This window comes from Glacieibacterium sp. (genome assembly GCF_965200405.1).
GTDB lineage: Bacteria > Pseudomonadota > Alphaproteobacteria > Sphingomonadales > Sphingomonadaceae > Glacieibacterium.
Window position 1 is genome coordinate 2,930,460 of the sequence record NZ_OZ241356.1, and the last position, 23,970, is coordinate 2,954,429.

25 protein-coding genes and 1 tRNA gene are annotated in these 23,970 nt (G+C 69.0%); 12 read left to right on the forward strand and 14 right to left on the reverse strand.

All coding sequences use genetic code 11. The features are described 5' to 3' along the window. Positions 1 to 4: 4 nt before the first annotated feature. The 6 genes from ACOFKW_RS13680 (at position 5) to ACOFKW_RS13705 (ending at position 4,170) form a co-directional block, all read left to right on the forward strand. On the forward strand, positions 5 to 460 hold the full coding sequence (locus tag ACOFKW_RS13680; RefSeq protein WP_419814695.1) for a hypothetical protein: 456 nt from the start codon (positions 5 to 7) through the stop codon (positions 458 to 460). Continuing rightward, positions 457 to 1,113 carry a F0F1 ATP synthase subunit B gene (locus ACOFKW_RS13685; protein ID WP_419814696.1) on the forward strand — a complete coding sequence of 219 codons (657 nt, stop codon included), beginning with the start codon at positions 457 to 459 and terminating at the stop codon, positions 1,111 to 1,113. Before ACOFKW_RS13680 ends, ACOFKW_RS13685 begins: the two co-directional genes overlap by 4 nt. Positions 1,114 to 1,328: 215 nt before the next feature. After that, complete coding sequence (locus ACOFKW_RS13690; protein WP_419814697.1) at positions 1,329 to 1,841, forward strand: GNAT family N-acetyltransferase; 513 nt, start codon at positions 1,329 to 1,331, stop codon at positions 1,839 to 1,841. 36 nt (positions 1,842 to 1,877) lie between these two features. Next, positions 1,878 to 2,408 (forward strand): DUF1285 domain-containing protein, encoded by a 531-nt coding sequence (locus ACOFKW_RS13695; RefSeq protein ID WP_419814698.1) that lies wholly within the window; start codon positions 1,878 to 1,880, stop codon positions 2,406 to 2,408. Continuing rightward, the gene (locus ACOFKW_RS13700; RefSeq protein ID WP_419814699.1) at positions 2,405 to 2,992 is read left to right on the forward strand and encodes a CoA pyrophosphatase; all 588 of its coding nucleotides are present in this window, start codon (positions 2,405 to 2,407) and stop codon (positions 2,990 to 2,992) included. The genes ACOFKW_RS13695 and ACOFKW_RS13700 overlap by 4 nt, the downstream gene beginning before the upstream one ends. Then, the gene (locus tag ACOFKW_RS13705) at positions 2,989 to 4,170 is read left to right on the forward strand and encodes a CCA tRNA nucleotidyltransferase (protein ID WP_419814700.1); all 1,182 of its coding nucleotides are present in this window, start codon (positions 2,989 to 2,991) and stop codon (positions 4,168 to 4,170) included. Before ACOFKW_RS13700 ends, ACOFKW_RS13705 begins: the two co-directional genes overlap by 4 nt. Positions 4,171 to 4,241: 71 nt before the next feature. On the opposite strand, the gene ACOFKW_RS13710 is transcribed toward ACOFKW_RS13705, so the two are convergent. Together ACOFKW_RS13710 and ACOFKW_RS13715 are read right to left on the reverse strand one after the other, a co-directional pair. Beyond that, a complete protein-coding gene (locus ACOFKW_RS13710; RefSeq protein WP_419814701.1) occupies positions 4,242 to 4,919 on the reverse strand; it encodes a hypothetical protein in 678 nt (225 codons plus the stop codon). 74 nt (positions 4,920 to 4,993) lie between these two features. Beyond that, positions 4,994 to 6,304, reverse strand: a complete 1,311-nt coding sequence (locus tag ACOFKW_RS13715; RefSeq protein ID WP_419814702.1) for a S8 family serine peptidase — start codon at positions 6,302 to 6,304, stop codon at positions 4,994 to 4,996. A gap of 80 nt (positions 6,305 to 6,384) precedes the next feature. On the opposite strand from ACOFKW_RS13715, the gene ACOFKW_RS13720 reads away from it, so the two are divergent. After that, positions 6,385 to 6,882 (forward strand): RNA polymerase sigma factor, encoded by a 498-nt coding sequence (locus tag ACOFKW_RS13720; protein ID WP_419814703.1) that lies wholly within the window; start codon positions 6,385 to 6,387, stop codon positions 6,880 to 6,882. Further along, positions 6,872 to 7,585, forward strand: coding sequence for an anti-sigma factor (locus tag ACOFKW_RS13725; RefSeq protein WP_419814704.1), 714 nt, complete (start codon positions 6,872 to 6,874; stop codon positions 7,583 to 7,585). Before ACOFKW_RS13720 ends, ACOFKW_RS13725 begins: the two co-directional genes overlap by 11 nt. Positions 7,586 to 7,592: 7 nt before the next feature. On the opposite strand, the gene parC is transcribed toward ACOFKW_RS13725, so the two are convergent. The 9 genes from parC to lepB all read right to left on the reverse strand — a co-directional run bounded on the left by parC (position 7,593) and on the right by lepB (position 16,145). Further along, complete coding sequence (gene parC, locus ACOFKW_RS13730) at positions 7,593 to 9,839, reverse strand: DNA topoisomerase IV subunit A (protein WP_419814705.1); 2,247 nt, start codon at positions 9,837 to 9,839, stop codon at positions 7,593 to 7,595. A gap of 58 nt (positions 9,840 to 9,897) precedes the next feature. Then, a complete protein-coding gene (locus ACOFKW_RS13735) occupies positions 9,898 to 10,485 on the reverse strand; it encodes a YceI family protein (protein ID WP_419814706.1) in 588 nt (195 codons plus the stop codon). Between the two features lie 143 nt (positions 10,486 to 10,628). Continuing rightward, entirely contained in the window at positions 10,629 to 11,924 is a 1,296-nt protein-coding gene (locus tag ACOFKW_RS13740; protein WP_419814707.1) for an OmpP1/FadL family transporter, read from the reverse strand. Positions 11,925 to 11,964: 40 nt separating this feature from the next. Further along, positions 11,965 to 12,753: a DNA repair protein RecO gene (gene recO / locus ACOFKW_RS13745; protein WP_419814708.1), complete on the reverse strand. Its 789-nt coding sequence runs from the start codon at positions 12,751 to 12,753 to the stop codon at positions 11,965 to 11,967. 43 nt (positions 12,754 to 12,796) lie between these two features. Continuing rightward, positions 12,797 to 13,309, reverse strand: coding sequence for an MAPEG family protein (locus ACOFKW_RS13750; protein WP_419814709.1), 513 nt, complete (start codon positions 13,307 to 13,309; stop codon positions 12,797 to 12,799). 6 nt (positions 13,310 to 13,315) lie between these two features. Further along, positions 13,316 to 13,738, reverse strand: coding sequence for a DUF1810 domain-containing protein (locus ACOFKW_RS13755; RefSeq protein ID WP_419814710.1), 423 nt, complete (start codon positions 13,736 to 13,738; stop codon positions 13,316 to 13,318). A gap of 6 nt (positions 13,739 to 13,744) precedes the next feature. Then, a complete protein-coding gene (era, locus tag ACOFKW_RS13760; RefSeq protein ID WP_419814711.1) occupies positions 13,745 to 14,638 on the reverse strand; it encodes a GTPase Era in 894 nt (297 codons plus the stop codon). Then, on the reverse strand, positions 14,635 to 15,300 hold the full coding sequence (gene rnc / locus ACOFKW_RS13765; protein WP_419814712.1) for a ribonuclease III: 666 nt from the start codon (positions 15,298 to 15,300) through the stop codon (positions 14,635 to 14,637). The genes era and rnc overlap by 4 nt, the downstream gene beginning before the upstream one ends. Then, entirely contained in the window at positions 15,297 to 16,145 is an 849-nt protein-coding gene (gene lepB, locus ACOFKW_RS13770) for a signal peptidase I (protein ID WP_419814713.1), read from the reverse strand. Before lepB ends, rnc begins: the two co-directional genes overlap by 4 nt. Before the next feature lie 104 nt (positions 16,146 to 16,249). Between lepB and pgi the strand changes: the two genes are divergently transcribed. Then, positions 16,250 to 17,794 carry a glucose-6-phosphate isomerase gene (pgi, locus tag ACOFKW_RS13775; protein ID WP_419814714.1) on the forward strand — a complete coding sequence of 515 codons (1,545 nt, stop codon included), beginning with the start codon at positions 16,250 to 16,252 and terminating at the stop codon, positions 17,792 to 17,794. 9 nt (positions 17,795 to 17,803) lie between these two features. Here pgi and ACOFKW_RS13780 read toward each other — a convergent pair whose 3' ends face one another. Continuing rightward, the gene (locus tag ACOFKW_RS13780) at positions 17,804 to 19,021 is read right to left on the reverse strand and encodes a serine hydrolase domain-containing protein (protein ID WP_419814715.1); all 1,218 of its coding nucleotides are present in this window, start codon (positions 19,019 to 19,021) and stop codon (positions 17,804 to 17,806) included. 25 nt (positions 19,022 to 19,046) lie between these two features. Next, positions 19,047 to 19,268 carry a DUF6356 family protein gene (locus tag ACOFKW_RS13785; protein ID WP_419814716.1) on the reverse strand — a complete coding sequence of 74 codons (222 nt, stop codon included), beginning with the start codon at positions 19,266 to 19,268 and terminating at the stop codon, positions 19,047 to 19,049. A gap of 172 nt (positions 19,269 to 19,440) precedes the next feature. Between ACOFKW_RS13785 and ACOFKW_RS13790 the strand changes: the two genes are divergently transcribed. Together ACOFKW_RS13790 and ACOFKW_RS13795 are read left to right on the forward strand one after the other, a co-directional pair. Then, positions 19,441 to 19,516: transfer RNA gene (locus ACOFKW_RS13790), tRNA-Val, on the forward strand. A 206-nt stretch (positions 19,517 to 19,722) separates the two neighbouring features. Further along, positions 19,723 to 22,260: a TonB-dependent receptor gene (locus ACOFKW_RS13795; RefSeq protein WP_419814717.1), complete on the forward strand. Its 2,538-nt coding sequence runs from the start codon at positions 19,723 to 19,725 to the stop codon at positions 22,258 to 22,260. A 106-nt stretch (positions 22,261 to 22,366) separates the two neighbouring features. On the opposite strand, the gene ACOFKW_RS13800 is transcribed toward ACOFKW_RS13795, so the two are convergent. Further along, the gene (locus tag ACOFKW_RS13800; protein ID WP_419814718.1) at positions 22,367 to 22,846 is read right to left on the reverse strand and encodes an Lrp/AsnC family transcriptional regulator; all 480 of its coding nucleotides are present in this window, start codon (positions 22,844 to 22,846) and stop codon (positions 22,367 to 22,369) included. A 119-nt stretch (positions 22,847 to 22,965) separates the two neighbouring features. On the opposite strand from ACOFKW_RS13800, the gene trxB reads away from it, so the two are divergent. Then, on the forward strand, positions 22,966 to 23,958 hold the full coding sequence (trxB, locus tag ACOFKW_RS13805) for a thioredoxin-disulfide reductase (protein ID WP_419814719.1): 993 nt from the start codon (positions 22,966 to 22,968) through the stop codon (positions 23,956 to 23,958). Positions 23,959 to 23,970: the final 12 nt, after the last annotated feature.

Sequence of the window (23,970 nt, forward strand, 5' to 3'; positions counted from 1 at the left end):
TGCGATGCCTCAACTCGATACCTCGACCTTCAGCGCCCAGATATTCTGGCTGCTGATTGCGTTCCTGCTGCTGTTCACCGTCGTCAGGTCCGTCGCCGCACCGCGGTTGATGGGCATGGCGGCGGCGCGCGCCAAGCGGCAGGGCGACGACCTCGCCGCCGCCGAGCTGGCGCGTGGCCACGAGAAGGCGCGCGAGATCGAGCATCATGCCGAGATCGAGGCAGCGCACGCCCGGGCTCGCGCCGAACTGGCGAACGCCAACGACGCGACGCGGGCCGAGACTGCGGCAAAGCTGGCGGCCCTGGGCGAGAAGCTCAAGGCGCGCTCCGATGCCGCGTCGATCGCGCTGGAAACCTCGCGCCTCGGTGCCGAGCGTGACCTGCAGGCGGTTGCCGACGACGTCGCCGGCGATCTCGTCCGGCGGCTGACCGGCACCGGCGCTTCGGGAGTGGCGGCATGATCGAGGCCCAGACTGCTGACGCTGCGGGCGACAACGCGCAGCACGTTCGCGGTGCGCACGACAATGCGCCGGTCCTGCAGACCGACCCGCCGGGCAGCCCGGCGAACGGTGTCGCCGCGACCAACACCGAGGTCGGCAAGGTCGAGCATGCCAGCGAGGAAGGGCCGTTCTACCGCGATCCCGAATTCTGGGTAGCGATCGGTTTCCTGCTGTTCGTCGCGATCCTGATCTACCTGAAGGTTCAGAAGTCCGCGGCGTCGGCGCTCGATGCGCGCGGTGCCAGGATCAAGCACGACCTCGACGACGCCGCTCGCCTGCGCAGCGAGGCCGAGACCCTGCTGGCCCAGGCCGAAGCCCGGCTGGCGGCATCCGCCGGCGACGCGCAGGCGATCGTCGAGCAGGCGCTGCGCAACGCCCGTGAAGTCGCGGAGCAGGGCGCCCGCGACCTCGACGCACTGATCGTCCGCCGCACCAAGGCCGCCGAGGAGCGCATCGTCGCTGCCCAGCGCGCCGCCGAGGCCGAGCTCCGCGCTCGCGCCGTCGACCTCGCCACCGAGCAGGCCCGCGCCGCGATCGCCGCCCAGTCGGACCCGGCGATGCAGAACCGCCTGACCAACGCCGCGATCTCCGAACTGGACCGCCGCCTCAACTAGAGCGGACCATTTGTGCCCCCCTTGCGTTGAGGGGGCATGATGGCGATGTTGCGATGCTCGGCGTTGCCTGTTATGGGCGCCGCTGCACTGGAGAACGAGATGGCGCTCAGCCTGAGAATGACCCGACGAATCTGACCGTCGCGCGACTTGCGCGGCGGGGGGCGGTTGATTGGCCGTCCAGCCGGATTTCTTCGAGAGCTTCCCAGGATTACGCCATGTTCCAGATCGACACCGCGGCGGCGGCCGACGCCTCCGCTATCGACACCCTCCTCGACACCTGCTTCGGCCCGGCGCGCCATGCCCGGACCGCCTATCGCCTGCGCGACGGTGTCGCCGCCATCCCCGAACTTAGCCTCGTCGCGCGTGGCACCGGGGGCGTTGCCGCGTCGATCCAGCTATGGCCGCTGCAGCTGCGCAGCGGCTCGCGGGTCCATGCGCTGACCCTGCTCGGACCGCTCGTCGTCTCCCCCGCTCATCGCTGCGAGGGTCTCGGCTCCGCGCTGATGGACGAGGCGCTGCGCCGTGCCGATGCCTCGGGCGCCGCGCCGATCCTGCTGATCGGCGACGCACCCTATTACGCGCGCTTCGGCTTTGACGCGGCCGCGACTGCTGGTTGGGTCGTGCCCGGCCCGGTGGAGCGCGACCGGCTGCTGCTGCGCGGCGGGGCGGGGCTGCCCGGCTACGGTGTGCTCGAGCCCGCTGGCCTGGCGCGACGCCTCGCCGCCTGATTGTCAAACCTGCCGGGGCGTATAGGAAGGTCCGTGATGGCCAGCCCGAGCTCCCTTGCCGACATTGCCGCGCTGCTCGCCGACAAGCGCCTGCCGCCGGTCGATAGCTGGCACCCGGCGCATTGCGGCGACAGCGACATGCGCATCGCCGCCGATGGGACCTGGTGGCACGCCGGCACCCCGATCGGGCGGCGCGAGCTGGTCAAGCTGTTCTCCACCATCCTGCGCCGCGAGGCGGACGGGTCGTACGTCCTCGTCACCCCCGGCGAGAAGCTCGACATCGCGGTCGACGATGCGCCCTTCATCGCGGTCGAGGCGACGGTCGAGGGCGGCGACATCGCGTTCCGCCTCAACACCGACGACTATGTCATTGCCGGGCCTGGACATATCCTGCGCGTCGAGACGGCGGAGGATGGCACGCCGCGGCCCTACGTCCACGTCCGGGGCGGGCTGGAGGCGCTGGTGGCGCGGGCGGTGTTCTATCAGCTCGCCGACTTGGCGCTGGCCAACGATCCGCCGGGGGTGTCGAGCGGCGGCATGTTCTTTCCGTTCGGGACGGCTGGATGACGCTGGCGGAACGGTTGCGGCCGGCGGTGGGGACGCGCGACACGGCCTATAGCGGCGACTGGGCGGTGAGCTCCGAAGCTGCGGCCGAGGGCCGCGTGCTGACCGACGCCGCGGTGCTGATCGCCATCATCGAGCGGACGCGTCCGACGCTGCTGCTGACCCGGCGCAACGCTGCGATGCGTCGCCATGCCGGGCAGGTCGCCTTTCCCGGCGGCCGGATCGATCCCGGCGACGCCAGCCCGACCGCCGCTGCACTGCGCGAGGCGCACGAGGAGGTTGCCCTGCCGCCCGAGCAGGTCAACGTCATCGGCACCACCGACCTGTACGAGACCGGCACCGGTTTCTCGATCACGCCGGTCATCGGTATCATACCGCCCGGCCTGCCGCTGGTGCCGGCCGAGGCGGAGGTAGCGGCGCTGTTCGAGGTCGATCTGGAGCATGTGCTGGACCCGGTGAACCATCAGCTTCGCACCGGCGAGTGGCAGGGCAAGGCCCGGCGCTATTACGTCATCCGCGCCGACGAGCATGAAATCTGGGGCGCGACCGCCGCAATGATCGTCAACCTGTCGCGGCGGCTGGCGTGAAGCTGCCGCCCCAGCCGTGGCTGTCGACCTCCGGCGCGCGGCGCATCTTTGCCGCGCTGGATGCGGCGGGCGGTCATGTGCGCCCGGTCGGTGGCGCGGTACGCGACGCGCTGCTCGGGCTGCCGGTATCAGACGTCGACCTGGCAACCGACTGGCTGCCCGCCGACGTCGTGCGGCGGTTGCAGGCGGGCGGCATCAAGACGGTGCCGACCGGCATCGCGCACGGCACGATCACGGCAGTCGTGGACGGCGAGGTCATCGAAATCACGACGCTGCGCCGCGACGTCACCACCGACGGGCGCCATGCCGAGGTGGCGTTCAGCGACGACTGGCGCGAGGACGCGGCACGCCGCGACTTCACCATCAACGCCCTGTATGTCGACCCGATATCGTTGGAGATCAGCGACTTCTTCGGCGGTCTTGCCGACCTGGACGAGCGCCGGGTGCGCTTCATCGGCGAGCCGTTGCGGCGGATCGCCGAGGATCACCTGCGCATCCTGCGGTTCTTCCGCTTTCACGCGCGCTTCGGCCGCGGCGAGCCCGATGCTGAGGGACTGGCGGCGTGTACGACGCGAGCCAACGACCTGATGGCGCTGTCGCGGGAGCGCATCCGCGACGAGATATCGAAACTGCTCGCCGTCGCCGACCCGGTGCCGGTGATCCGGACCATGCTCGCCGCCGGCGTACTTGCGCCGGTGTTGCCCGAAGCCCAGGATATCAATCGGTTGGAGCGCCTTGTTGCGGCCGAGGCGCAGACGACCCCGCACTGGTTGCGTCGCCTCGCGGCACTGCTGCCGGCCGATGCCGCGATGCTCGACGAGGTCGCGGCGCGGTTGAAACTGTCGAACCATGATCGCAAGCGGCTGGTGGCGATGGGCGCGCCGTCGACCGGCAATCCGATGGAGGAAGCCTATTGGGACGGCGCCGCCGCCGTTACCGACCGGTTGTTGCTGGCGGGAGCGCCTGCAGAGCGGTTCGCCGGGCTGGTGGATTGGGTGCGACCGAAGCTGCCGATCACCGGGCGGGTGTTGATCGCGCGCGGCATGGCAGCGGGTCCGGCAGTGAGCCTGACGCTCGGTGCGATCGAGCGGCGCTGGGCGGCGAACGGCTTCCCGGCGGATGTCTCGAACCTGATCGACGAAGCGCTCGCGGCGCCCGTGTCGGGGATCAAGACCTAGTCAGCCGACCGTCCGCCCCGGACCATTGCTGGTCGAGGCGGACGAGCTAATTGATGCCCGATGACGGCGGCTTAAGCAGGCGGGTTGGAGCGGGCGCTGCCGTTGGCGTCGACTGCGCCGCTACCTGTGGCGTTGCCCATGCCGCTTACCGAGGGGAGCGTGCCCGGCTTGGCGGTGTTGGCAAGGGCGGAATTGCCGCGTCCCACACCTGCAGCGGCCGCATTGCCAGCCGCATTACCCGCCGCGGCCGCCTGGCCAGCTGCCGCGCCTTGCGCGTTCGCAGCACCGGCGGTTGCCGCACCGGTCGCCTGTCCGGCAAGGTTGCCAACACCGTCCGTGCCGATCGCGGTCACGGACGCGCTGCCACTACGTTGCACCGACTGGGAACCGGCCAGCCCGGTCGTTCCACCGATTGCGCCGGCTGGCCCGGCGACGGAGGTCGCACCGGCGACCGCGCCGCTGACCGTCCCGGCAAGGCTGCCGCCGGCGCTCGCGGAGCCGCTGCGGGTATCGACCGACTTGCTGACATTGCCGCTGCCGCTGCCGGTGACGGAGCCGGTTACCGACTGGGTGACGCTGCCGAGGCCGGAACTGCCGCCGAGATTGCCGGCGCCCCCGACGACCCCGCCGACGGCACCGCCCAAGCCGCCGCCCAGGCCGCCGGCGCCGCCGCTGAGCAACTGCGCTCCGGCGGGCATCGCGCCCAGCGCCAGGGAAAATGCGGCGATCGTGATCATTGATTTGCGCATCGAAATTCTCCTGCATGTGCCGATCCACGACCGGCTACATCAGGCTAACGACACGCCTGTGCCGCTTCTTCCCGTCAGCCGCGCTTTTTCTTCAACAGGGCTGGATCGGTGTTGCGGCAGCCGCCGCAGAGGATCCCGCGACCGAGGTTGCCGCCGCGTCCGGGTCGCGCTTCACCCGACACTGCGGCGATGTTTCCACCGTCCGCCGCGAGCCGTGCTGCGACGAGCGGCGCAGCGAAGGACGTGCCGCGCACCAGTGCGAAGCCGCCGCCCGGCAGCGCCGCCGCCATGTCGGCACCCGGCGCGGCAAAGTCGAGGTGTCGGGCCTTGCCTGCCTCGGGCAGCGCGCGGTCACGGGCATCGACGCCGGTGACCGCGATCACGCCGGCATAAGAGGCGGGATAGAGCGGTGGTGCAGCTGGCCCATCGTTGCCGACCGCGGCGACAAGCGCGACGCCGTGATCGCGTGCGGCGGCAATGGCGCGCTCGACCAGCAGATTGGCCGGACCGACGAGGCTGATGTTGACGATCCGCACGCCGCGCCCGTCGAGCCAGGCGAGCGCCCGCGCGACCGCTTCGGCCGATCCACTCGCCGCCGAGCCGCCATAGACATCGGCGACCAGCAGGCTCGACCCGAGTGCCGCGCCGGCGAAACCGGGAGCCTGGCCGAGAAGCAGCGAGGCGATGGCGGTGCCGTGCCCGGTCGCCGCCACCGGACCGGCAAAGCCCCGCTGCTCGATGCGTGCACCGGCCAGCGAGGCATGCGCCGCGACGCCGCCGTCGATCAGGCCGATCGGGGCAGTCGTCGATGTTGCAGACCGGGGGGGGGCACCGGGCTGCAGCGCTGCTCCGGCGGGTTCGTAGACGTGGTTATAGTCGACCGCTGCACTCGGCAGCACGCTGCGGAGGAGTGCCAGCGCGCGCTTCAACGAGGTGCGGGCCGGCGGCCGCAGGATCGTCACGCGGACCAGCGTGTCGCTGTCCTCGCGCACCACGACGAAGCCGGCGGCGCGGGCGGTCGCGACCTGCGCTGCATCGACATCAATGGCGACCAGTTCATCGCGCCGTACCGGATTGCCGTCCGTATCGGCGTCCAGCGTCATCGGATTGGCGCGCACCAGGGCATTCAATCGGGTCCGCCGCAGGTCGAGCAGGCGGCGCGCATCGGGCACCACGCCGCCGACGAAGCCGCCAAGTCCGCCGAGCGGCTGGCCGATGACCGGTGACCCGGACGCCGCGCCCGCCAGGCCAGCGGGCAGGCCCCCGGGTAGCGGCAGGCCGCTGGTCAGTCCGCCCGTGAGTTGCCCGACGCCGCCCGGCAACAACTGCGCGGAGGCCGATGCCGCGACCAGCCCGACCAGGACGCCGATGGTGATATTTCGCATTCAGCTTCCTCATGGCTTAGATCTTGGGAATAAACGATACGGCGCAAGCGTTTCTTCCGTCATGGCGACAAGGAACAACATTGGAAGCGTTCGACCGCGAACTGACGACGCTGCTGCCACGACTGCGGCGGTTCGCCGGCGCGCTGGCGCGAACCGCCGCGGATGCCGACGATCTGGCGCAAGGCACGGTCGAGCGGGCGCTGCGGTCGCGCGACCAATGGCAAGCGGGGACGCGCTTCGACGCCTGGGCGTTTCGCATCATGCGCAACCTGTGGATCGACACGGTACGCGCGCGCGGCCGGGCGGCGAAGCATCTGGCACCCGAGGAGGCCGGGCTGACGGTCGGCGTCCATCCGCTCGGCGATCTGGAAGCACGGTCGGAGCTGGCGGTGCTGATGCGGGCGCTCGCCCAACTGCCCGACGAGCAGCGCGAGGTCATCGCGCTCGTGACGATCGAGGGGCTGGGCTATGCCGAGGCCGCCGCCGTGCTCGACCTGCCGATCGGCACCGTGTCCAGCCGGATGCTGCGCGGGCGGCAGGCGCTGCTCGGCTTGTTGAGGACCGATCATGACGATTGACGAGGCCGAGCTCATCGCCTGGCTCGACGGTGAATTGGCCCCGGCCGATGCCGCCCGGGTGGCCGGCGCCGTGGCCGTCGATCCGGCGCTGGCCAAGCTTGCCGATGCGCATCGCCGCGTCGCTGAGCGGTTGCGCAAGGGCTTTGCACCATTGGCGACGGAGCCGGTTCCGGCCGCCCTGGTCGCTGCGGCGAACGCAGGGGCTCCGGGCAATGTCGTCGATTTTCGCCGGCCGGAAGCCGCTCCGTCGGCAGCGCGGCGCTTCGTCCTGCCGAACTGGACGGCGCTCGCGGCAACGCTGCTGGTCGGCGTGATGGCCGGGGCGTTGGTCGTGAGTGGCGGCGAGGATCTGGCCGGCAGGTCGGGCGAGGTGACGGCCGGTGGCGCCCTGGCGAACGCGCTCGACACCCAGCTCGCCTCAGCCCCCCGGGGTGAAGCGATCCGGGTCGCGCTGACTTTCCGGGCGCATGACGGCAGACTGTGTCGGACGTGGTCGAACCCGACGCAGACCGGGGTGGCGTGCCGTGCCGGGGACAGCTGGGCGATCAAGGCGTTGCTGACGGCACCGCCGCAGCAGCAGGGCGCTTACCGGACGGCATCGGGGGCGAGCCCGCAACTGATGGCGATCGTCGACGCGATGATCGACGGGCCGGCGCTGGGCGCTGCCGAGGAAGCGGCGGCGCGGGACAAGTCGTGGCGGTAGCTTCGCGCTAGAACTTGTTGTCGCGCGGGAAGCCGAGCGGCGGCGTCCGCCCGACACTGCCCCGCGCGCCGATCCAGGCGGTAAGGTCGGTCTCGCTGCGGGTGCGGGTGCCGGCGCCGCCCATCGTCCAGCTCAGGCCGTCGACGCGGCGGAAGGGCAGGGCGTCGGACAGGCCGCCGTCCTTGTACTTCTGCAGTGCGACGCCCTGGCCGCGCGCCATGACGGGGACGCCTTCCAGCGGCACGACGAGCAGCTTGCGGTTGTCGCCGACCAGCGCCAGCGCGTCGGCGTCGGCACCGAGGGGGCGGATCAGCTTGAGGCGGGAGCCCTCGCGCGGGGTCATGACTTGGCGGCCCTTGCGCGTCTCGGCGAGCAGGTCGGCGTTCTCGACGATGAAGCCGCGGCCGTCGCTGGCAGCGAGGAGCAGGCGGGTCGCGGCGCGGTTGACGAACACCGAGACGATATCGGCGTCGAGGTCGATCATCAGGCGCAGCGGCTCGCCGAAGCCGCGGCCACCGGGCAGGCGGTCGGCGCCAAGCGTGTAGAAGCGGCCGTTGGCGGCGGCGACGATGATCTTGTCGGTGGTCTGGGCGTGGAAGGCGAAGGCGGCGGCGTCGCCCTCCTTGAACCGGAGCGCGTCGCCGGCCGACAGGTCGACATGGCCCTTCATGGCGCGGATCCAGCCCTTGGCCGAAACGATGACGGTGACCGGCTCGCGGTCGATCATCGCCTCCAGCGGGATGATCGTCACCTTGGGCGCGTCGGCGATCTCGGTGCGGCGGGCGCCCAGCACCGTGTCGGGGCCATAGCGGACGCGCAGCTTGGCAAGGTCGCTCTTGATCCGTCGGCGCTGCTTTTCGGGGGAGGCGAGAAGGTCGCGCAACTTGGCAGCTTCGGCCTGTAGCGCGTTGTTCTCGCGGGTGATCTCGACTTCCTCCAGCTTGCGCAGCGAACGCAGGCGCATGTTGAGGATGGCCTCGGCCTGGCGGTCGGTCAGCGCGAAGGCGGCGATCAGCTCGGCCTTGGGATCATCCTCGTAGCGGATGATGCGGATGACCTCGTCGAGGTTGAGATAGGCTTTGAGCAGCCCCTCCAGCAGCTCCAGCCGGTCGTCGATCTTGCCGAGGCGGAACTGGGTGCGCTTGGCCAGCACGTCGAGCTGGTGGTCGAGATAGGCCTGCAACACGCCGCGCAGGCCCATCACGCCGGGGCGCCGGTTCTTGTCGAGGACGTTGAGGTTGAGCGGGAAGCGCACCTCCAGGTCGGTGAGCTTGAACAGGCTCTCCATCAGCACCGCCGGCTCGACGTTGCGCGAGCGGGGTTCGAGGATCAGGCGGATCTCGGTGTCGGACTCGTCGCGGACGTCGGCGAGGATCGGCAGCTTGCGGTCGTTGATCAGGGCGGCGATGTCCTCGATCAGCTTGCCCTTGATGACCTGGTACGGCATCCGGTCGATGACGATGGTCCAGGTGCCGCGGCCGAGGTCCTCGACCCGCCAGCGGGCGCGCAGGCGGAAACTGCCGCGGCCGGTGGCATAGGCCTCGCGGATCGCGGCCTGGCCCTCGACCATGACGCCGCCGGTCGGGAAGTCGGGGCCCTTGAACACCGTCAGCAGCGTGTCGAGCGTCGTCTCGCTGTCGTCGAGCAGCATCGTCGCAGCGTCGCAGATCTCGGCGACGTTGTGCGGAGGGATCGAGGTCGCCATACCGACCGCGATGCCGGCGGCGCCGTTGGCCAGCAGGTTCGGGAACGCGGCGGGGAAGACCTCGGGCTCCTCCTCCTCGCCGTTATAGGTGTCGCGGAAGGGCACGCAGGCCTCGTCGAGGCCGTCCATCAGCTCGGCGGCGGCGTCGGTCAAGCGCGCTTCGGTGTAGCGCATGGCGGCGGCGTTATCGCCGTCGATGTTGCCGAAATTGCCCTGGCCGTCGACCAGCGGGTAGCGCAGCGCGAAATCCTGGGCGAGGCGGACCATGGCGTCGTAGATCGACTGGTCACCGTGCGGGTGGTATTTTCCCATGACGTCGCCGACGACGCGGGCGCACTTCTTGAAGGCGGTGGAGTTGCGGGCGGTGCCCTCGGGCTCCAGCTTGAGCAGGCGCATCGCCCACAGCAGGCGGCGGTGGACAGGCTTCAGGCCGTCGCGGACATCGGGCAGCGAGCGCGCGGTGATCGTCGACAACGCATAGACGAGGTAGCGGTCGGACAGCGCGTCGGCAAAGGGCGTTTCGAGGATGCGGTCGGTGGGGTCTGCCATTCAGCCGGAATAGGGGGCAGGGCGCGTCACCGCAAGCGACGCGCCCCGTCCGCCAAGGTCAGATCTTCTCGAATGCCGCGTTGATCCGCAGGTCCACCTGATCGGTGACCATCGGCACGAGCTTGGTGATGCCGAAGTCGCTGCGCTTGATCGAGGTGGTGGCGCTGAAGCCGATCGTCTCGATCTTGCTCATCGGGTTGCCGCCGGCACCGATGAAGCGCGCCTCGAGGACGACGGGCTTGGTGACGCCGTGCAGGGTCAGGTTGCCGCTGATCCTGGCGGTCGTGCCGCTGGCGACGATCGAGGTCGACTCGAAATGCGCCGTCGGAAACTTGGCGACGTCGAAGAAGTCGGCGGACTGCAGATGCTCGTTGAGCTTGGCGACGGTGGTGACGACGTCGGCGAGCGGAATGTCGATCGAGACCTTGGACTTGGCCGGTGCGGCGGTGTCGAGGGTCAGGGCGCCGGTGATGTTGCCGAACATGCCGTTGTACAGGCTGAAGCCGAAGTGCGTGACGGTGAAGGCGACCTGGGTGTGGTTCTTGTCGGCCTTGTAGGAGCCGCTTTTCGCCGCCGATGCCTCGGGCGTCCCTTGCGCGAACAACGGTGTGGCGAGCAGCAGCAGGGCGAGGGGGAGGATGCGCATGCGACGAGTTCCTGTCCGTGGATGACGACAGGCCCACAACGATGCCAAATCGGCCGGGCTGGCAAGGGAAGCGCGGCGGTTATTTTCTTTACCGCAGCGAATACCGGCACCCGTGCTGATCTGCACGGGTGCCGGGTGCCGGGTCAGAAGCGCAGGCTGATGCTGGAGGCGATCTCGTCGGCGTTGCCGGTGTTGCGCGAGTTGGTGGCGACGTTGATCACCGCCGGGGTGCCGGAGAACAGCGGATCGGTGCGGCTGACGTCGCGGCTCTGGACGAAGACATGCGCGTAACTGGCGTTGATCGCGACGTTTTTCGACATGTGATAGGTCAGGCCGGCGGTCGCCCAGGTGCGGTTGCCGTCGGGGACGCGGGTGGTGCGATAGGCGTCGCGGGTCGGCGTCTGGTCGTACATGCCGCCGCCGCGCAGCGTCAGCTTGGGCGAGACGTCATACTCCAGGCCGGCGCTGCCGCTCCAGGTGTCGCGGTAGTGCTGCTCGCTGTCGAGGAAGACATTGCCGGCATAGTCCTCGACGGTGATGCGCTTGAACCGCGACCAGTTGTACCAGCTGACCGAGCCGAGCAGGCGGAGCCGGTCCTGGCCGAAGACGACGCTGCCGATGGCGATGTCGGGAGTGCTGATCGGGGCGCGACCGACGACCGTGCCGTTACGCGCGGCGAGCGGTCCGAGCAGGCCGGAGAAAGTCACCGCGCCGTCGAGCTTGTGGCTGACGTGGCTGCGGTAGCTGGCGCCGAGGCGAACGGCACCGAAGTCGGCGAGAACGCCGGCGTTCCAGCCGAAGGCGATATCGCTGCCGCGGATGCGGAGGTTGCCGTCGGGCAGCAACGGCGACAGGTTCGGCAGGGCGCTGGTCAGCGTGGCGCGCAGGGTCTGGATGTCGGCGCCGCCACCGATCGAGAAATGCTCGCCGAGCTTGTAGGCGAAGCTCGGCTGGATGTTGAACGACTTGAGGTCGGAGCGCAGGGAGTCGTAGCGGCCGAAGAAGTCGTTGTCATAGACGACCTTGACGCCGAACGGCGCGCTGATGCCGAGGCCGAACCACAAATTGCTGTCGCCGACCTGGCCCGAGGCATAGCCCGACGGGATGACGATCGGATTGCTGAACGGGTTGCCGCCATTGCCGCCGCCGGCCGGGAAGGAGCCAGCGCCGCCGGGACCGCTGCGGGTGCTGCCCAGATCGGACTGGTGATCGGTGACGTCGAGGACATGCGTGCCGACATCGAGGCTGAGACCCGGCAGGCGGGTCAGGCCGGCGGGATTGTACCAGATCGTCGCCGCGCTATCGCCGATCGCGGCTTCACCGGCGAACGCACGACCGACGGCGAGCGGGGACTGTTCCTGGAGGTAGAAGCCGCCGGCGAGGGCCGGGGTCGCGGCGAAGGCGGTGGCAGCGAGTAGGACCGGCTTTGTCAGGTTCATCGGGGCTCCAATATGCGACGCGGCCCCCTTTGCCGGTCCCCTAGTCCCCACGCGGCGACGGCGCCACGATTGTTTCGGCAGCGGCAGATGCGGCGGACTCGGCGGCGGCACGGACGATGGCGACAAGGCGGGCGCGGGCGGTCAGCAGCTCGGCGGCCCGCCCGATCAACAGGTTGCGCTCGAGGAACCAGCCGGTCGTGGTCAGCGCATCGTCAACGCCGAGCCAGCCGGTCGCCGCCCGGTCCTCGCGCAGCAGGGCGGGAAGCGGCAGCAGCTTGGCGGCATAGGGCGCGCCGGCGCCGCGGCTGACGGCCTGGCTGGAGCGCGGCGAGACATAGACCAGTTCCTCCGTGCTGCCCGTCGCGGCGCACTGGCTCAGGTCGAGGCCGAAACCCAGTTCGGCGAGCAGCAACAGCTCATAGCGGGCGATCCCGGCGGCGGTGTCGGCGGCCGGAATGCCGGCGCTCATGCCGCCGAGCAGCGCGTCGAGACCGGCGTGCAGTCGGGCGTGCGCCTGGCCCTCCGGCAGCAGCGCCGCGGTGACGGTGGCCAGCCACTCGGTCGCCGCTGCCGTCAGCCGGTCGAAGGCGAGGCCGGCGCGCGAGGTGACCAGCTCGACCGTCGCCGCGGTAAGCTGGGTGTCGACCCGGGCGCGGAGTTCGAGCGCGACGACGTTGCCGGGCTGGAGCGTCGGCCTGATCCGCCGAGAGCGGCCACCACGGACATAGCCGGCCTGCAGCCCGTCGTCCGGGGTCAGGAAGCGCACCACCGCGCCGTGCTCGCCGTGCGGCAGCGCGGTCAGGACGATGGCGGAGGTCGCGAGGTGCATCGCGCCGGTTATGGGGCCGCGAAATCACGAAGTCATCCCGGCGCTAGAGCAGGTGGGCGGCCGATGCGATCAAGGCCAGGACGCTGGGATAGAAGGTCAGCGCGAAGCCGAAGGCGCGGGCCCGGGCGCCGTGACGGTAGCCGATCCAGAACAGCAGGCGGCCGGTGGCAAACAGGCAGGCCAACGTCACGATCAAGGCATGGGCGTGCGAAAAGCTCGCGGCGACGATCATGTGCGCGGTGATCGCCAGCACGACCTGTTCGAGGGTGTTCTGCAGGATCGCCCCGGCCCGGCGGACCTCGACCGTCGACGTTTCGGCGCTGCTGCCGGCGATGTCCTGCTCCGAAAAGAAGCGCAGGCGGGCGACATTGGCTATCGCGGCGGCCAGCCAGGCGACGACCAGCACGTCGGCGGTCATCGCGATGCGCAGGCGTTCGGCGAAGGGCAGCGGCTCGTGGTCCGTGATCGCCGCGACGCCGAGGGCCAGGATCGTCAGGACGAGCGCGGCGGCCATCGCCAGTGCGACGCCGCGTTGCTCACGCTTGAACGCGTCCATCGGTGCTCAGGTGGCGAGGCGTTGCAGCGTCGCTTCGTCGGGCTGTCCCGCGAACCAGCGTTGCAATGCGGCTTCGAACGGCGCGCCGCCGCCGGCCGCGACGAACAGCGTCAGCGACGAGCGCAGCTTGGCCGCGTCGATGGTGCCGAACACGGCCTCGGCAGTCGTCGGGGGCAGGCTAGCAAGCGCCGACAGGCACTCGCGCAGCCGCGCGCTGAGGATCGGATGGTCGAGATAGGCGCGCGCCTCGTCGGTCGAGTGGATCGCGTAGCGCTGCGACATCGCGCTGGAGCCGAGCCCGGCGACCTGCGGGAAGATGTACCAGATCCAGTGGCTGCGCTTGGCGCCGCGCCGGAGCTCGGCGAGCGCGGCGTCATAGCTGTCGGCCTGGGCTTCGACGAACCGCTGCAGGTCGTGATCGCGACTCATCGGCGCCTAGTCGACGAATTCCAGCCCGAGGCCGCGATAGACTTCGCGGTCGTCGGCCCAGTCGGGCTTGACCTTGACGTGCAGGAACAAATGTACCGCGCCGCCGGTCAGCTCGGCGATGGCGACGCGTGCCTCGCTGCCGATAGTGCGCAGCATGGCGCCGCCCTTGCCCAGCACGATGGCCTTCTGGCTGTCGCGCTCGATCAGGATCTGCTGGTGGATCAGCGTCGAGCCGTCCTTGCGGTCCTCCCACTTCTCGGTCTCGACAGTCGAGGCATAGGGCAGTTCGGCGTGGAGGTGGCGGTAGATCGCCTCGCGGGTGATCTCGGCGGCCATGATGCGGGTCGTCGCGTCGCTGAGCTGGTCGGCGGGGAAGTGCCAGTCGCCCTCCGGCACCGCGGCGGCGAGTGCTGCCTTGAGGTCGGCGACGCCGTCCCCGGTCTCGGCACTGATCATGAAGACGTCGGTGAAATCGACCTTGGCGCTGGCCATCGTCGCGAGGTCGAGCAGCTTGGGCTTCTTGGCGATATCGACCTTGTTGAGGACGAGCAGCTTGCGCTCCTTGCGGCCGACCAGCGCCTCCAGCAGCGCCATGGCGTCCTTCTTGAAGCCGGCCTTGGCGTCGACGACGAGAACGATGACGTCGGCGTCGTCGGCACCCTCCCAGGCGGCGCGGACCATGGCACGGTCGAGGCGGCGGCGCGGTGCGAAGATGCCCGGCGTGTCGACCAGCAGCAGCTGCGCGTCGCCCTCGGTGGCGATGCCCATCAGCCGGGTGCGGGTGGTCTGGACCTTAGCCGAGACGATCGCGACCTTCTGGCCGACCATCGCATTGACCAGCGTCGACTTGCCCGCATTCGGGGCGCCGACGACGGCCACGGTTCCGCAACGCTGGGTCATTTATCGAGCCTTTCGAGCATCGCTATCGCCGCTGCTTTCTCGGCATCCTGTTTCGACGTACCAGCCCCTTCGCAATCCTCAAAGCCGCGCAGCGAGACGGCGACGCGGTACGACGGGCGGTGATCGGGGCCGTCGCGCCACACGACATTGTAGACGGGGGCACCGAGGCGGCGCGCGGCGGCGACCTCCTGCAGGCGGGACTTGGGGTTTTCGGGCGCCTTGGCGTCGATGTCGATGCGGGCGCTCCAGGCGCGGCGGACAAAGGCCTCGGCTGCGGGCCAGCCGCCGTCGAGATAGACCGCGGCGATCAGCGCCTCGGTGACGTCGCCGAGCACGTTGACCGATTCGCGGACGTGCGCGGCGCGGGTGGCGCGGTCCATGATCAGCCGCTCAGGCACGCCGAGCTCGCGCGCCACCGCGGCGCAGCTGCCGGCATCGACCAGCGTGTGGAAGCGCGCGGTCAGCTTGCCCTCCGCTTCGTCGAGGTCGGTGTACAGCCAGGCCGCGACGACGCAGCCGAGGATGCGGTCGCCGAGGAACTCGAGCCGCTGGTAATTGGGCGTGCCGGCGCTGGGGTGGGTGAGGGCGCGGCGCAGCAGGCCGGCGTCGGCGAAGTCATGGCCCAGGCGTTCGCTGGCCCAGTCGCGCAGGTCGTCGATCACAGCCGGGTGCCGATGCGCTCGCGGCGGATGGCGGTGAACAGCGTCGCGGGCTGCGAGACATGGGCGCTGCCGTCGACCGAGAAGAACACGCGGTCGGCGCGCCCGACCAGATTGTCGGTCGGCACCAGCCCGACGCCGCCCTCCGCCACCGTCAGGCGGCTGTCGGCGCTGTCGTCGCGATTGTCGCCGAGCACCCAGATGTGTCCGGCCGGGACGGTGATGACCGGCGTATTGTCCTGGACCCCGGTGTCGACCTGGTCGAGCACCTCGTAGCGGCGGGTCCCGACCGTCTCGGTATAGCGCGGGTAGCGGCAGACGACGATGCCGGCGGGGCTGCGCTCGCGGAAGTCCGGGCGGCTGGGCCCAGCATCGCAATTGCCGCCGACGGGCATCGGCACGACGAAATCTGTGGTGCGGGTCTTGGCGACCAGCTGGCCGTTGATCTCGACGCGGCCGCCGGTGACCCTGACCCGGTCGCCGGGCAGGCCCATGACGCGCTTGATAAAGTCGGTGCGGTTGTCGAGCGGGCTCTTGAACACCACGACATCGCCGCGTCGGGGCAGTTGGCCCTCGATCCGGCCATCGAACAGCGGCAGGCCGAGCGGCAGCGAGAAGCGGCTATAGCCATAGGGCCATTTCGCGACGAACAGATAGTCGCCGCCCATCAGGGTCGGCAGCATCGACTCGGACGGGATGTTGAACGGCTCATACGCGACTGTCCGCAGTCCCAGCGCGGCGACCACGGCGACGACGATGACGCGCAGCGCCATCTTGAGCTGGGCGAACTGGGCGGCTGCACGCGCCTGATGCGCCTCGCGGGCGGTGTCGATCTGAGCAGTGGGCATCTATCGCGAGCGCTTGGCGCCCGGCGGCGCGGCGTGTCAAGGCGGCGTGACGGTCGCCGCTGCGGCTGCTAGCAGCATGACGGCACCGCAGCGGAGAGCATTCCTTGACCCAGACACCCGATGGCAGCCCGGCATGGGCAGCGCTGGCCAGTCACCGGCAGGCGATCGCGGCGACGACGCTTGCCGCGCATTTCGACGCCGATCCGGACCGGGTCGAGCGGTTCGGCGTGAGCGTCGCCGGGCTGCATTGCGACTTCTCCAAGCTGGCCGCCGACCAGGACGCGCTGGCCCGGCTGGAGGCGCTGGCCGAAGCGAGCGGCCTCGGCGAATGGCGGGCGCGGCTGTTCGCGGGCGAGATCGTGAACCCCAGCGAGCGGCGCGCGGCGACCCATGTCGCCGAGCGCGGCAGCAGCACGGGCACCGCGGTGGCGGAGGCTGCGACCGGACGCGCCGCGATGCAGGCGCTGGTCGAGCGGGTGCGCGGCAGCGACGTTGCGCATGTCCTGCACATCGGCATCGGCGGCTCGGCGCTGGGCCCGGCGCTGCTGGTCGATGCATTGGGCCATGGCGGCGACGGTCCTGCGGTGGAGATCGTCGCCAACATCGACGGCGTCGCGCTGGAGCGCGCATTCGGGCGCTGCGATCCGGCGCGGACGCTGGTCGTGGTGGTGTCCAAGACCTTCACGACGCAGGAGACGATGACCAATGCCGCGTCGGCGCTGGCCTGGCTGGAGCGCGGCGGCGTCAGCGAGCCGAAGCGCCAGGTGGTGGCGGTGACCGCCGCGCCCGCGCGGGCGCTGGAATGGGGCGTCGACGAGGCCAATCTGCTGCCGTTCGCGGAGACGGTCGGCGGGCGCTATTCCCTGTGGTCGGCGGTCGGCCTGCCGTTCGCCTTGCGCTGCGGCTGGTCGGCGTTCGAGGCGCTGCTGGCGGGGGCGGCGGCGATGGACAGGCATTTCGCCGAGGCACCGTTCGCGCGCAACGCGCCGGCGCTGGCGGGCGCGCTCGACGTCTGGGCGGCGACGTTCTGCGGGCAGCCGACGCGTGCGGTGTTCGCCTATGACGAGCGACTGCGCCTGCTGCCGTCTTTCCTGCAGCAGCTGGAGATGGAATCGAACGGCAAGCGCGTCACCCGCCAGGGCCGCCGCCTCGATTATCCGTCCGCGGCGATCACCTGGGGCGGTACCGGCACCGACGCCCAGCACGCGGTCTTCCAGCTACTGCACCAGGGCACCGTGGTCGGGCCGATCGAGTTCGTCGCGGTGCGCGAGCCGGGGCACGGCCTGGGCGGCGACCATCATGCGCAGTTGCTGGCGAACTGCTTTGCGCAGGGCGCCGCCCTCATGCGTGGGCGGACGTTCGAGGCGGCGATGGCGAAGTCGGACGGCGACCCGGCACTGGCGGCGGCCAAGACCTTTCCGGGCAACCGGCCCTCGGCGACGATCCTGCTCGACCGGCTGGATGCCCATACGCTGGGCGCGCTGCTGGCCTTCTACGAACAGCGGACGTTCACCGCGGCGTGCCTGCTGGGGATCAACCCGTTCGACCAATGGGGCGTCGAGCTGGGCAAGGAGATGGCGAACGCGATGGGGCAGGGCGGCGACTTCGACGCCTCGACGCAGGATCTGATGCGACGGGCGGGGATCTAGGCTTGCTGCTCAGTCGTCCAGCGCGGCGTAGACCATCGTCCGGAACTCGCGCCGGACCGGATAGGTCGAGCTCGGGATCAACTGCGTCATGAATACCGCGGCGATGTCCTCGACCGGGTCGACCCAGAAGAAGGTGCTCGCCGCGCCGCCCCAGAAATAGTCGCCGTCGCTGCCCGGCATCAGCGTCTTCGAAGCTCTGGTCGAGGTCGCGAACCCAAGGCCGAAGCCGACGCCCTCATACTGCGCCTCGCTGAACAGCGACACCGACAGCGCCGGCAGGTCGACACCGCCGGGCAGGTGGTTGGCGGTCATCAGGTCGAGTGTCTTTCGGCTGATCAGGCGCTCGCCCGACGCGGTCTTGCCGCCGTTCAACAGGCTCTGCGCGAACTTCATATAGTCGGAGATCGTCGAGACCAGCCCGCCGCCACCCGAGATGAACGCCGGCGGCGCCAGGAACGACGAGGTCGCGGGGTCGTCCTGCAGCTCGATGCCGCCGGCCGCGGTCGGCTGGTAGCAGGCAGCAAAGCGGTGCGCCTTGTCGGCCGGAACGTGGAAGCCGGTGTCGGACATGCCGAGCGGGTCGAGCAGCCGCCGCTGCAGGAACGCCTCGAACGGCTCCCCCGCGACCTTGCCGACGAGATAGCCGACGACATCGGTGGCGACCGAGTAATTCCACTGGTCGCCCGGCGAGAACTCCAGCGGCAGCGTCGCCAAGGCCGCGACCATGTCGTCGAGCGTACCCGCCTTCTCGATCTCGCCGATCTTGTGGGCGCGGTAGGCGGCGTCGACGTTGGTGCGCAGCTGGAAGCCATAGGTCAGCCCGGCGGTGTGGCGCAGCAGGTCGACGACGGTCATGGCGCGCTTCGTCGGCGTCGTGCGAAAACCGGTACGTTGGGTGCCCGCGGCGTAGACACCGAGGTTGCGCCACTCCGGAATATAGCGGTGCACCGGCTCGTCGAGCGCGATCCGCCCCTCCTCGACCAGCATCATCAGGGCGATCGAAGTCAGCGGCTTGGTCATCGAATAGATGCGGAAGATGGTGTCGTCGGCGGTAGCGAGCCCGCGCTCCCTGTCGGCCACGCCGGTGACGCCGCGGTGGGCGATCTCGCCGTGCCGCGCGATCAGCACCGAGGTACCCGCCAGCTTGCCGGTCGCGACATAGCGCTCGTCGAGGAAGCGGTCGATGGCGGCAAGGCGCGCCGGTGAGAAGCCGAGTGCGTCGGGCATGGCTGCTGGTTCCTGGATCAGGCGGTCAAAGGGTCGGCTGGTCGAACCGGCGCGGATAGATTTCGCTGTGCAGCGCCATGATCGCGGTGCTGCCGGTGGTCTTGCACAGGCCCGGCACGATGGCATGGACCAGGCAGGCCGCACTCGCCCGCGCCAACTTGCCCGCCGTGCCGAGGGAGGCACGCATGTGCTCGAAGTAAGTCTCGCCGACGCTGGCGGGGTGGGTAATGAACAATCGCTGGAACATGATCGGCCGGCTCCCACAGGTTCGCGCGAGGGTTATCGCAGGGCCGCCACCATGCCAAGCGCGGCTTTGTCATGCAGGCCGTCTGGACGAGCGCGCTTTAGCATGCAGGCCGCTTGGAAAAGCGCGGCTTTGCCGTGACACGGCCCGGCAGCTTCGCTAAGCAGTCCCGGCGGGGCGATTAGCTCAGTTGGTAGAGCATCCCCTTTACACGGGGAGGGTCGGCGGTTCGAGCCCGTCATCGCCCACCACCCGCACCTCCAGAATTTGCCCATTCCCGCCTGACACGGCGGACTGTTGCTGCGCTGCAACACGAGGCTAGTGCCTTGTTTTCGCCCCGATGTTCCCGGTCGTTTTGTCCCACGACTGTCATATACCGCCGTCATTAGCGGAGCGTCGATTCGGGGTTACGGACAAATAGTTCCGTGGCCGGGCTAATTTTCTTAAGGACTTTTGGATGCGAAACCTTCGCTTGAGCTGTGCCATCGTGGCACTGATCTCGATACCTGCGGCAGCCTTTGCTCAGTCGACCGGCTCACGTGAATTCGACGAGGACATCGTCGTCAGCGCCGGTTCGGTGGCGCGCGGTATCAACGGCGTCGTCATTCCCGACACCCAGAAGACCAAGGCCGTCCTGACCTCCGACTTCATCCAGCACCAGACCGCCGGCCAGTCGGTCGACGAGATCATCAACCAGCTTCCGGGCGTCAGCTTCCAGAACAACGACCCGTACGGCTCGGCCGGCGGCACGCTCAACATCCGTGGTTTCGACGGCAGCCGCATCTCGCAGACGTTCGACGGCATCCCGCTGAACGACACCGGCAACTATGCCATCTATTCGAACCAGCAGGTCGACAGCGAACTGATCGACCAGGTCAGCGTCAATCTCGGCTCGACCGATGTCGACAGCCCGACCGCCTCGGCAACCGGCAGCACCGTCAACTACACGACGCGCAAGCCGACCGAAGGCTTTCACGTTCGCTCCAACATCTCGTTCGGCGAGTACAACTACAAGCGCATCTTTGGCGTCGTCGACACCGGCGTGTTCGGCCCCTGGGGCACCAGCGCCTGGATCTCTGCCAGCCACGGCACCAACGACGTGCCGTTCAACCACTACGGCAAGATCAACAAGGACCAGTATAACGCCAAGATCTACCAGCCGATCGGTACCAACGGCGACTTCGTCTCGGTCGCGGCTCACTACAACGAGAACCGCAACAACTTCTTCGGCTCGATCCCGCTGCGCACCGACCGGACGCAGAGCCCGACCAACCTGGCACCGCGCGTCGTCGGCACCGCCGCGACCAACCGCTTCCCGACCACGGCCGACGAGCGCGACTATCCGGTCAACGCACCGTGCACGACCGACGCCCCCCAGGCCGGTATTGCCGATGCGCCGAACACCTGCGGCACTTCCTATGACGAGCGTTTCAACCCGTCGAACACCGCCAACGTCCGCGTCAACTCGCGCTTCTCGCTCAGCGACAAGCTCGTCCTGACGGTCGATCCGTTCTACCAGTACACCAAGGCCAATGGCGGCGGTTCGGTCAACGCCAGCGAGGGCCGTACTTCGGCTGTCACCACCGGCTCGGCTCAGAACCCGGCTGGCCTGATCGGCTACATCGGTGGCGTTCCCTACGCGGGCGGCGTCGATCTCAATGGTGACGGCGACGTCCTCGACCGCGTCACCATGCTGGCGCCCAGCACCACGGTCACCAACCGGTTCGGCGTCATCGCCAATCTGCGTTACGAATTCTCGGACACGCAGACCGTCCGCGTCAACTACACGCTGGATTACGGCCACCACCGCCAGACCGGCGAAATCGCGCCGCTCAACGCCGACGGCACGCCGACCGAGTATTTCCCGATCGACAATCCGATCAGCGACTCCACCGGCCACCTGCTGCAGAAGCGCGATCGCCTGTCGAAGGCCATTCTCAACCAGGTCTCGGGTGAGTATCGCGGCAAGTTCTTCGACGAGAAGCTGACCCTGACCGGCGGCGTCCGCGCCCCGTTCTTCCAGCGCAAGTTGAACAACTACTGCTTCGCCACCAGCGCCACCGGCTTCGTCGATTGCTTCGGCCAGAACGCTGCCGCGAACACCGCCTATGCGACGCTGCACCCGAATTACGCCGCACCGCAGAAGCGCGACCTGAAGTACAATAAGATCCTGCCAAGCGGCGGTTTCGTGTTCAACGCGACCAGCGACATCAGCCTGTACGGCAGCTATTCGAAGAGCGTCCAGGTGCCGGGCACCGACAACCTCTACAACAGCTTCTGGTTTCCGGTCGGTACCGACGCCGCCAAGCCGAAGCCCGAGTCCACGGACAACTTCGACACCGGCGTCCGCTTCAAGTCGGGCCAGATCCAGGCTTCGGTCGCTGGCTGGTACACCAACTTCAAGAACCGCCTGGCCTCGTCGTTCGACCCGATCGAGAACGTTACCGTCTATCGCAACCTCGGCACGGTTCATAAGTACGGCGTCGATGTCGACCTGTCGTACAACCCGATCCAGGCGATCACCCTGCGCGCCTTCGGTTCGTACCTGAAGTCGAAGATCCTCGACGACGTCCAGACCGGCGGCACTGCGGCCGCACCGACGTTCGCGCTGACCGGCGGCAAGCGGGAATCGGGCGCGCCCAAGTTCACGCTGGGTGCCAACGCCCGCGGCACGCTCGGCCCGGTCGAACTCGGCGTCCAGTACAAGCGTACCGGCCCGCGCTTCATCAACGACCAGAACCTGCCGGTCTTCCAGAACAACATCGTCGTCTATGGTGCGAAGACGCCGTCGTACAACATCGTCGACTTTGACGTCCGGGTGCACGTCACGCCGCCGGAAGCCCGCAACCAGACCTACCTGCAGCTCAATGTCACCAACCTGTTCGACAAGTTCTACGTCGGCGGCTTCGGCGGCACGACGGCGAATAACGCGACCTCGTTCGTGCAGATCGGTGCTCCCCGCGCCATCAGCGGCACGGTCACCGTCAGCTTCTAAGCCGGATAGCGGGTGCCGCACGCGGCGGCGCCCGCCACCGATCGACTACAGCCAAGCGTCCGGACCGTCGAAAGGCGTCCGGGCGTTTGCGTTTGGGCGGCCGCCCTCAGGCGTCGACCGGGACGCCGGGCAGTTGCTTCGAGGTCCGGATGGTCAGGCTGGTCTTGACGCTGGCGACGTTGGGGGCAGGAGTCAGCTCGCTGGTCAGGAAGCGCTGGAATTCCTGCAGGTCGTGCGCGACGACCTTGAGGATGAAGTCGATTTCACCGTTGAGCATGTGGCACTCGCGAACGTTGGGCAGCGACGCGATGTGATCCTCGAAGGCGCGCAGGTCTGACTCCGCCTGGCTTTTCAGGCTAACCATGGCGAACACGGTGATCGCATAGCCAAGCTGCTCGGGTTCGAGATCGGCATGATAGCCGCGGATCGCGCCGGCTTCCTCCAGTGCTCGGACCCGGCGCAGGCAGGGCGGGGCGGTCAGCCCGGCGCGCTCCGCCAGTTCGACATTGGTGATCCGGCCTTCGTCCTGGAGATGCCGCAGGATAACCCGGTCGATCGAGTCGAGGGCGAGGCGTGACCGATGCATCGGCGCAATTCCAATTGGTGTTGACCTGTGTAAACTATAGGATTGTTGCGGCAACTGGCAAGTTTCCTTCGCTGGCAGGATTGCGGGTGACGCACTAAATAGGCTGCAGGGAGAGACGAATGCTGCAGACCAACCACGCCCGCGTCCTGATTATCGGTTCCGGCCCGGCCGGCTATACCGCCGCCGTCTATGCCGCGCGCGCGGCGCTGGAGCCGGTGCTGATCCGTGGCCTCCAGCCCGGCGGCCAGCTGACCATCACCACCGAAGTCGAGAACTGGCCCGGCGACGTCAGCGTCATGGGTCCAAACCTGATGGTCCGCATGGAAGCGCAGGCCGAGCACGTCGGCACCAGGCTGGTCGACGACATCGTCACCTCGGTCGACCTGTCGTCGCGGCCGTTCGTCGCCGTCTGCGATTCGGGCACGCGCTGGACTGCGGACAGCATCGTCATCGCGACCGGCGCGCAGGCGCGCTGGCTCGGGCTGCCGTCGGAGACGAAGTTCCGCGGCTTCGGCGTCTCGGCGTGCGCGACCTGCGACGGCTTCTTCTTCCGCGGCAAGGTTGTGGCCGTCGTCGGCGGCGGCAATACCGCGGTCGAGGAGGCGCTGTTCCTGACCAACTTCGCCTCGAAGGTCTACCTCATCCACCGCCGCCACGAGCTGCGTGCCGACAAGACCAACCAGGCGCGCCTCGCCGCCAATCCCAAGATCGAGATGGTCTGGAATGGCGAAGTCTCCGATGTCCAGGGCACGTCGGCGCCGCTCGGCGTCACCGGCATCACGGTTACCGACACCCGCTCCGGCGGCACGCGCGACATCGCGGTCGACGGGCTGTTCGTCGCCATCGGCCATGTCCCGGCGACCGAGTTGTTCGCCGGCCAGCTGCGCATGGACGACGAGGGCTATCTGATCACCGCACCCGACTCGACGGCGACTTCGGTCCGCGGCGTCTTCGCGGCCGGCGACGTCAAGGACAAGATGTACCGCCAGGCGGTCACTGCCGCCGGCATGGGCTGCATGGCGGCGCTGGAGGCCGAGCGGTACCTCGCACACGGCGCGCTGACCGGTCATGCCAATGGCGAGGGCGCCGACGAGGAGCGCGTCGCCGCCTGAACGGCAGGGGAG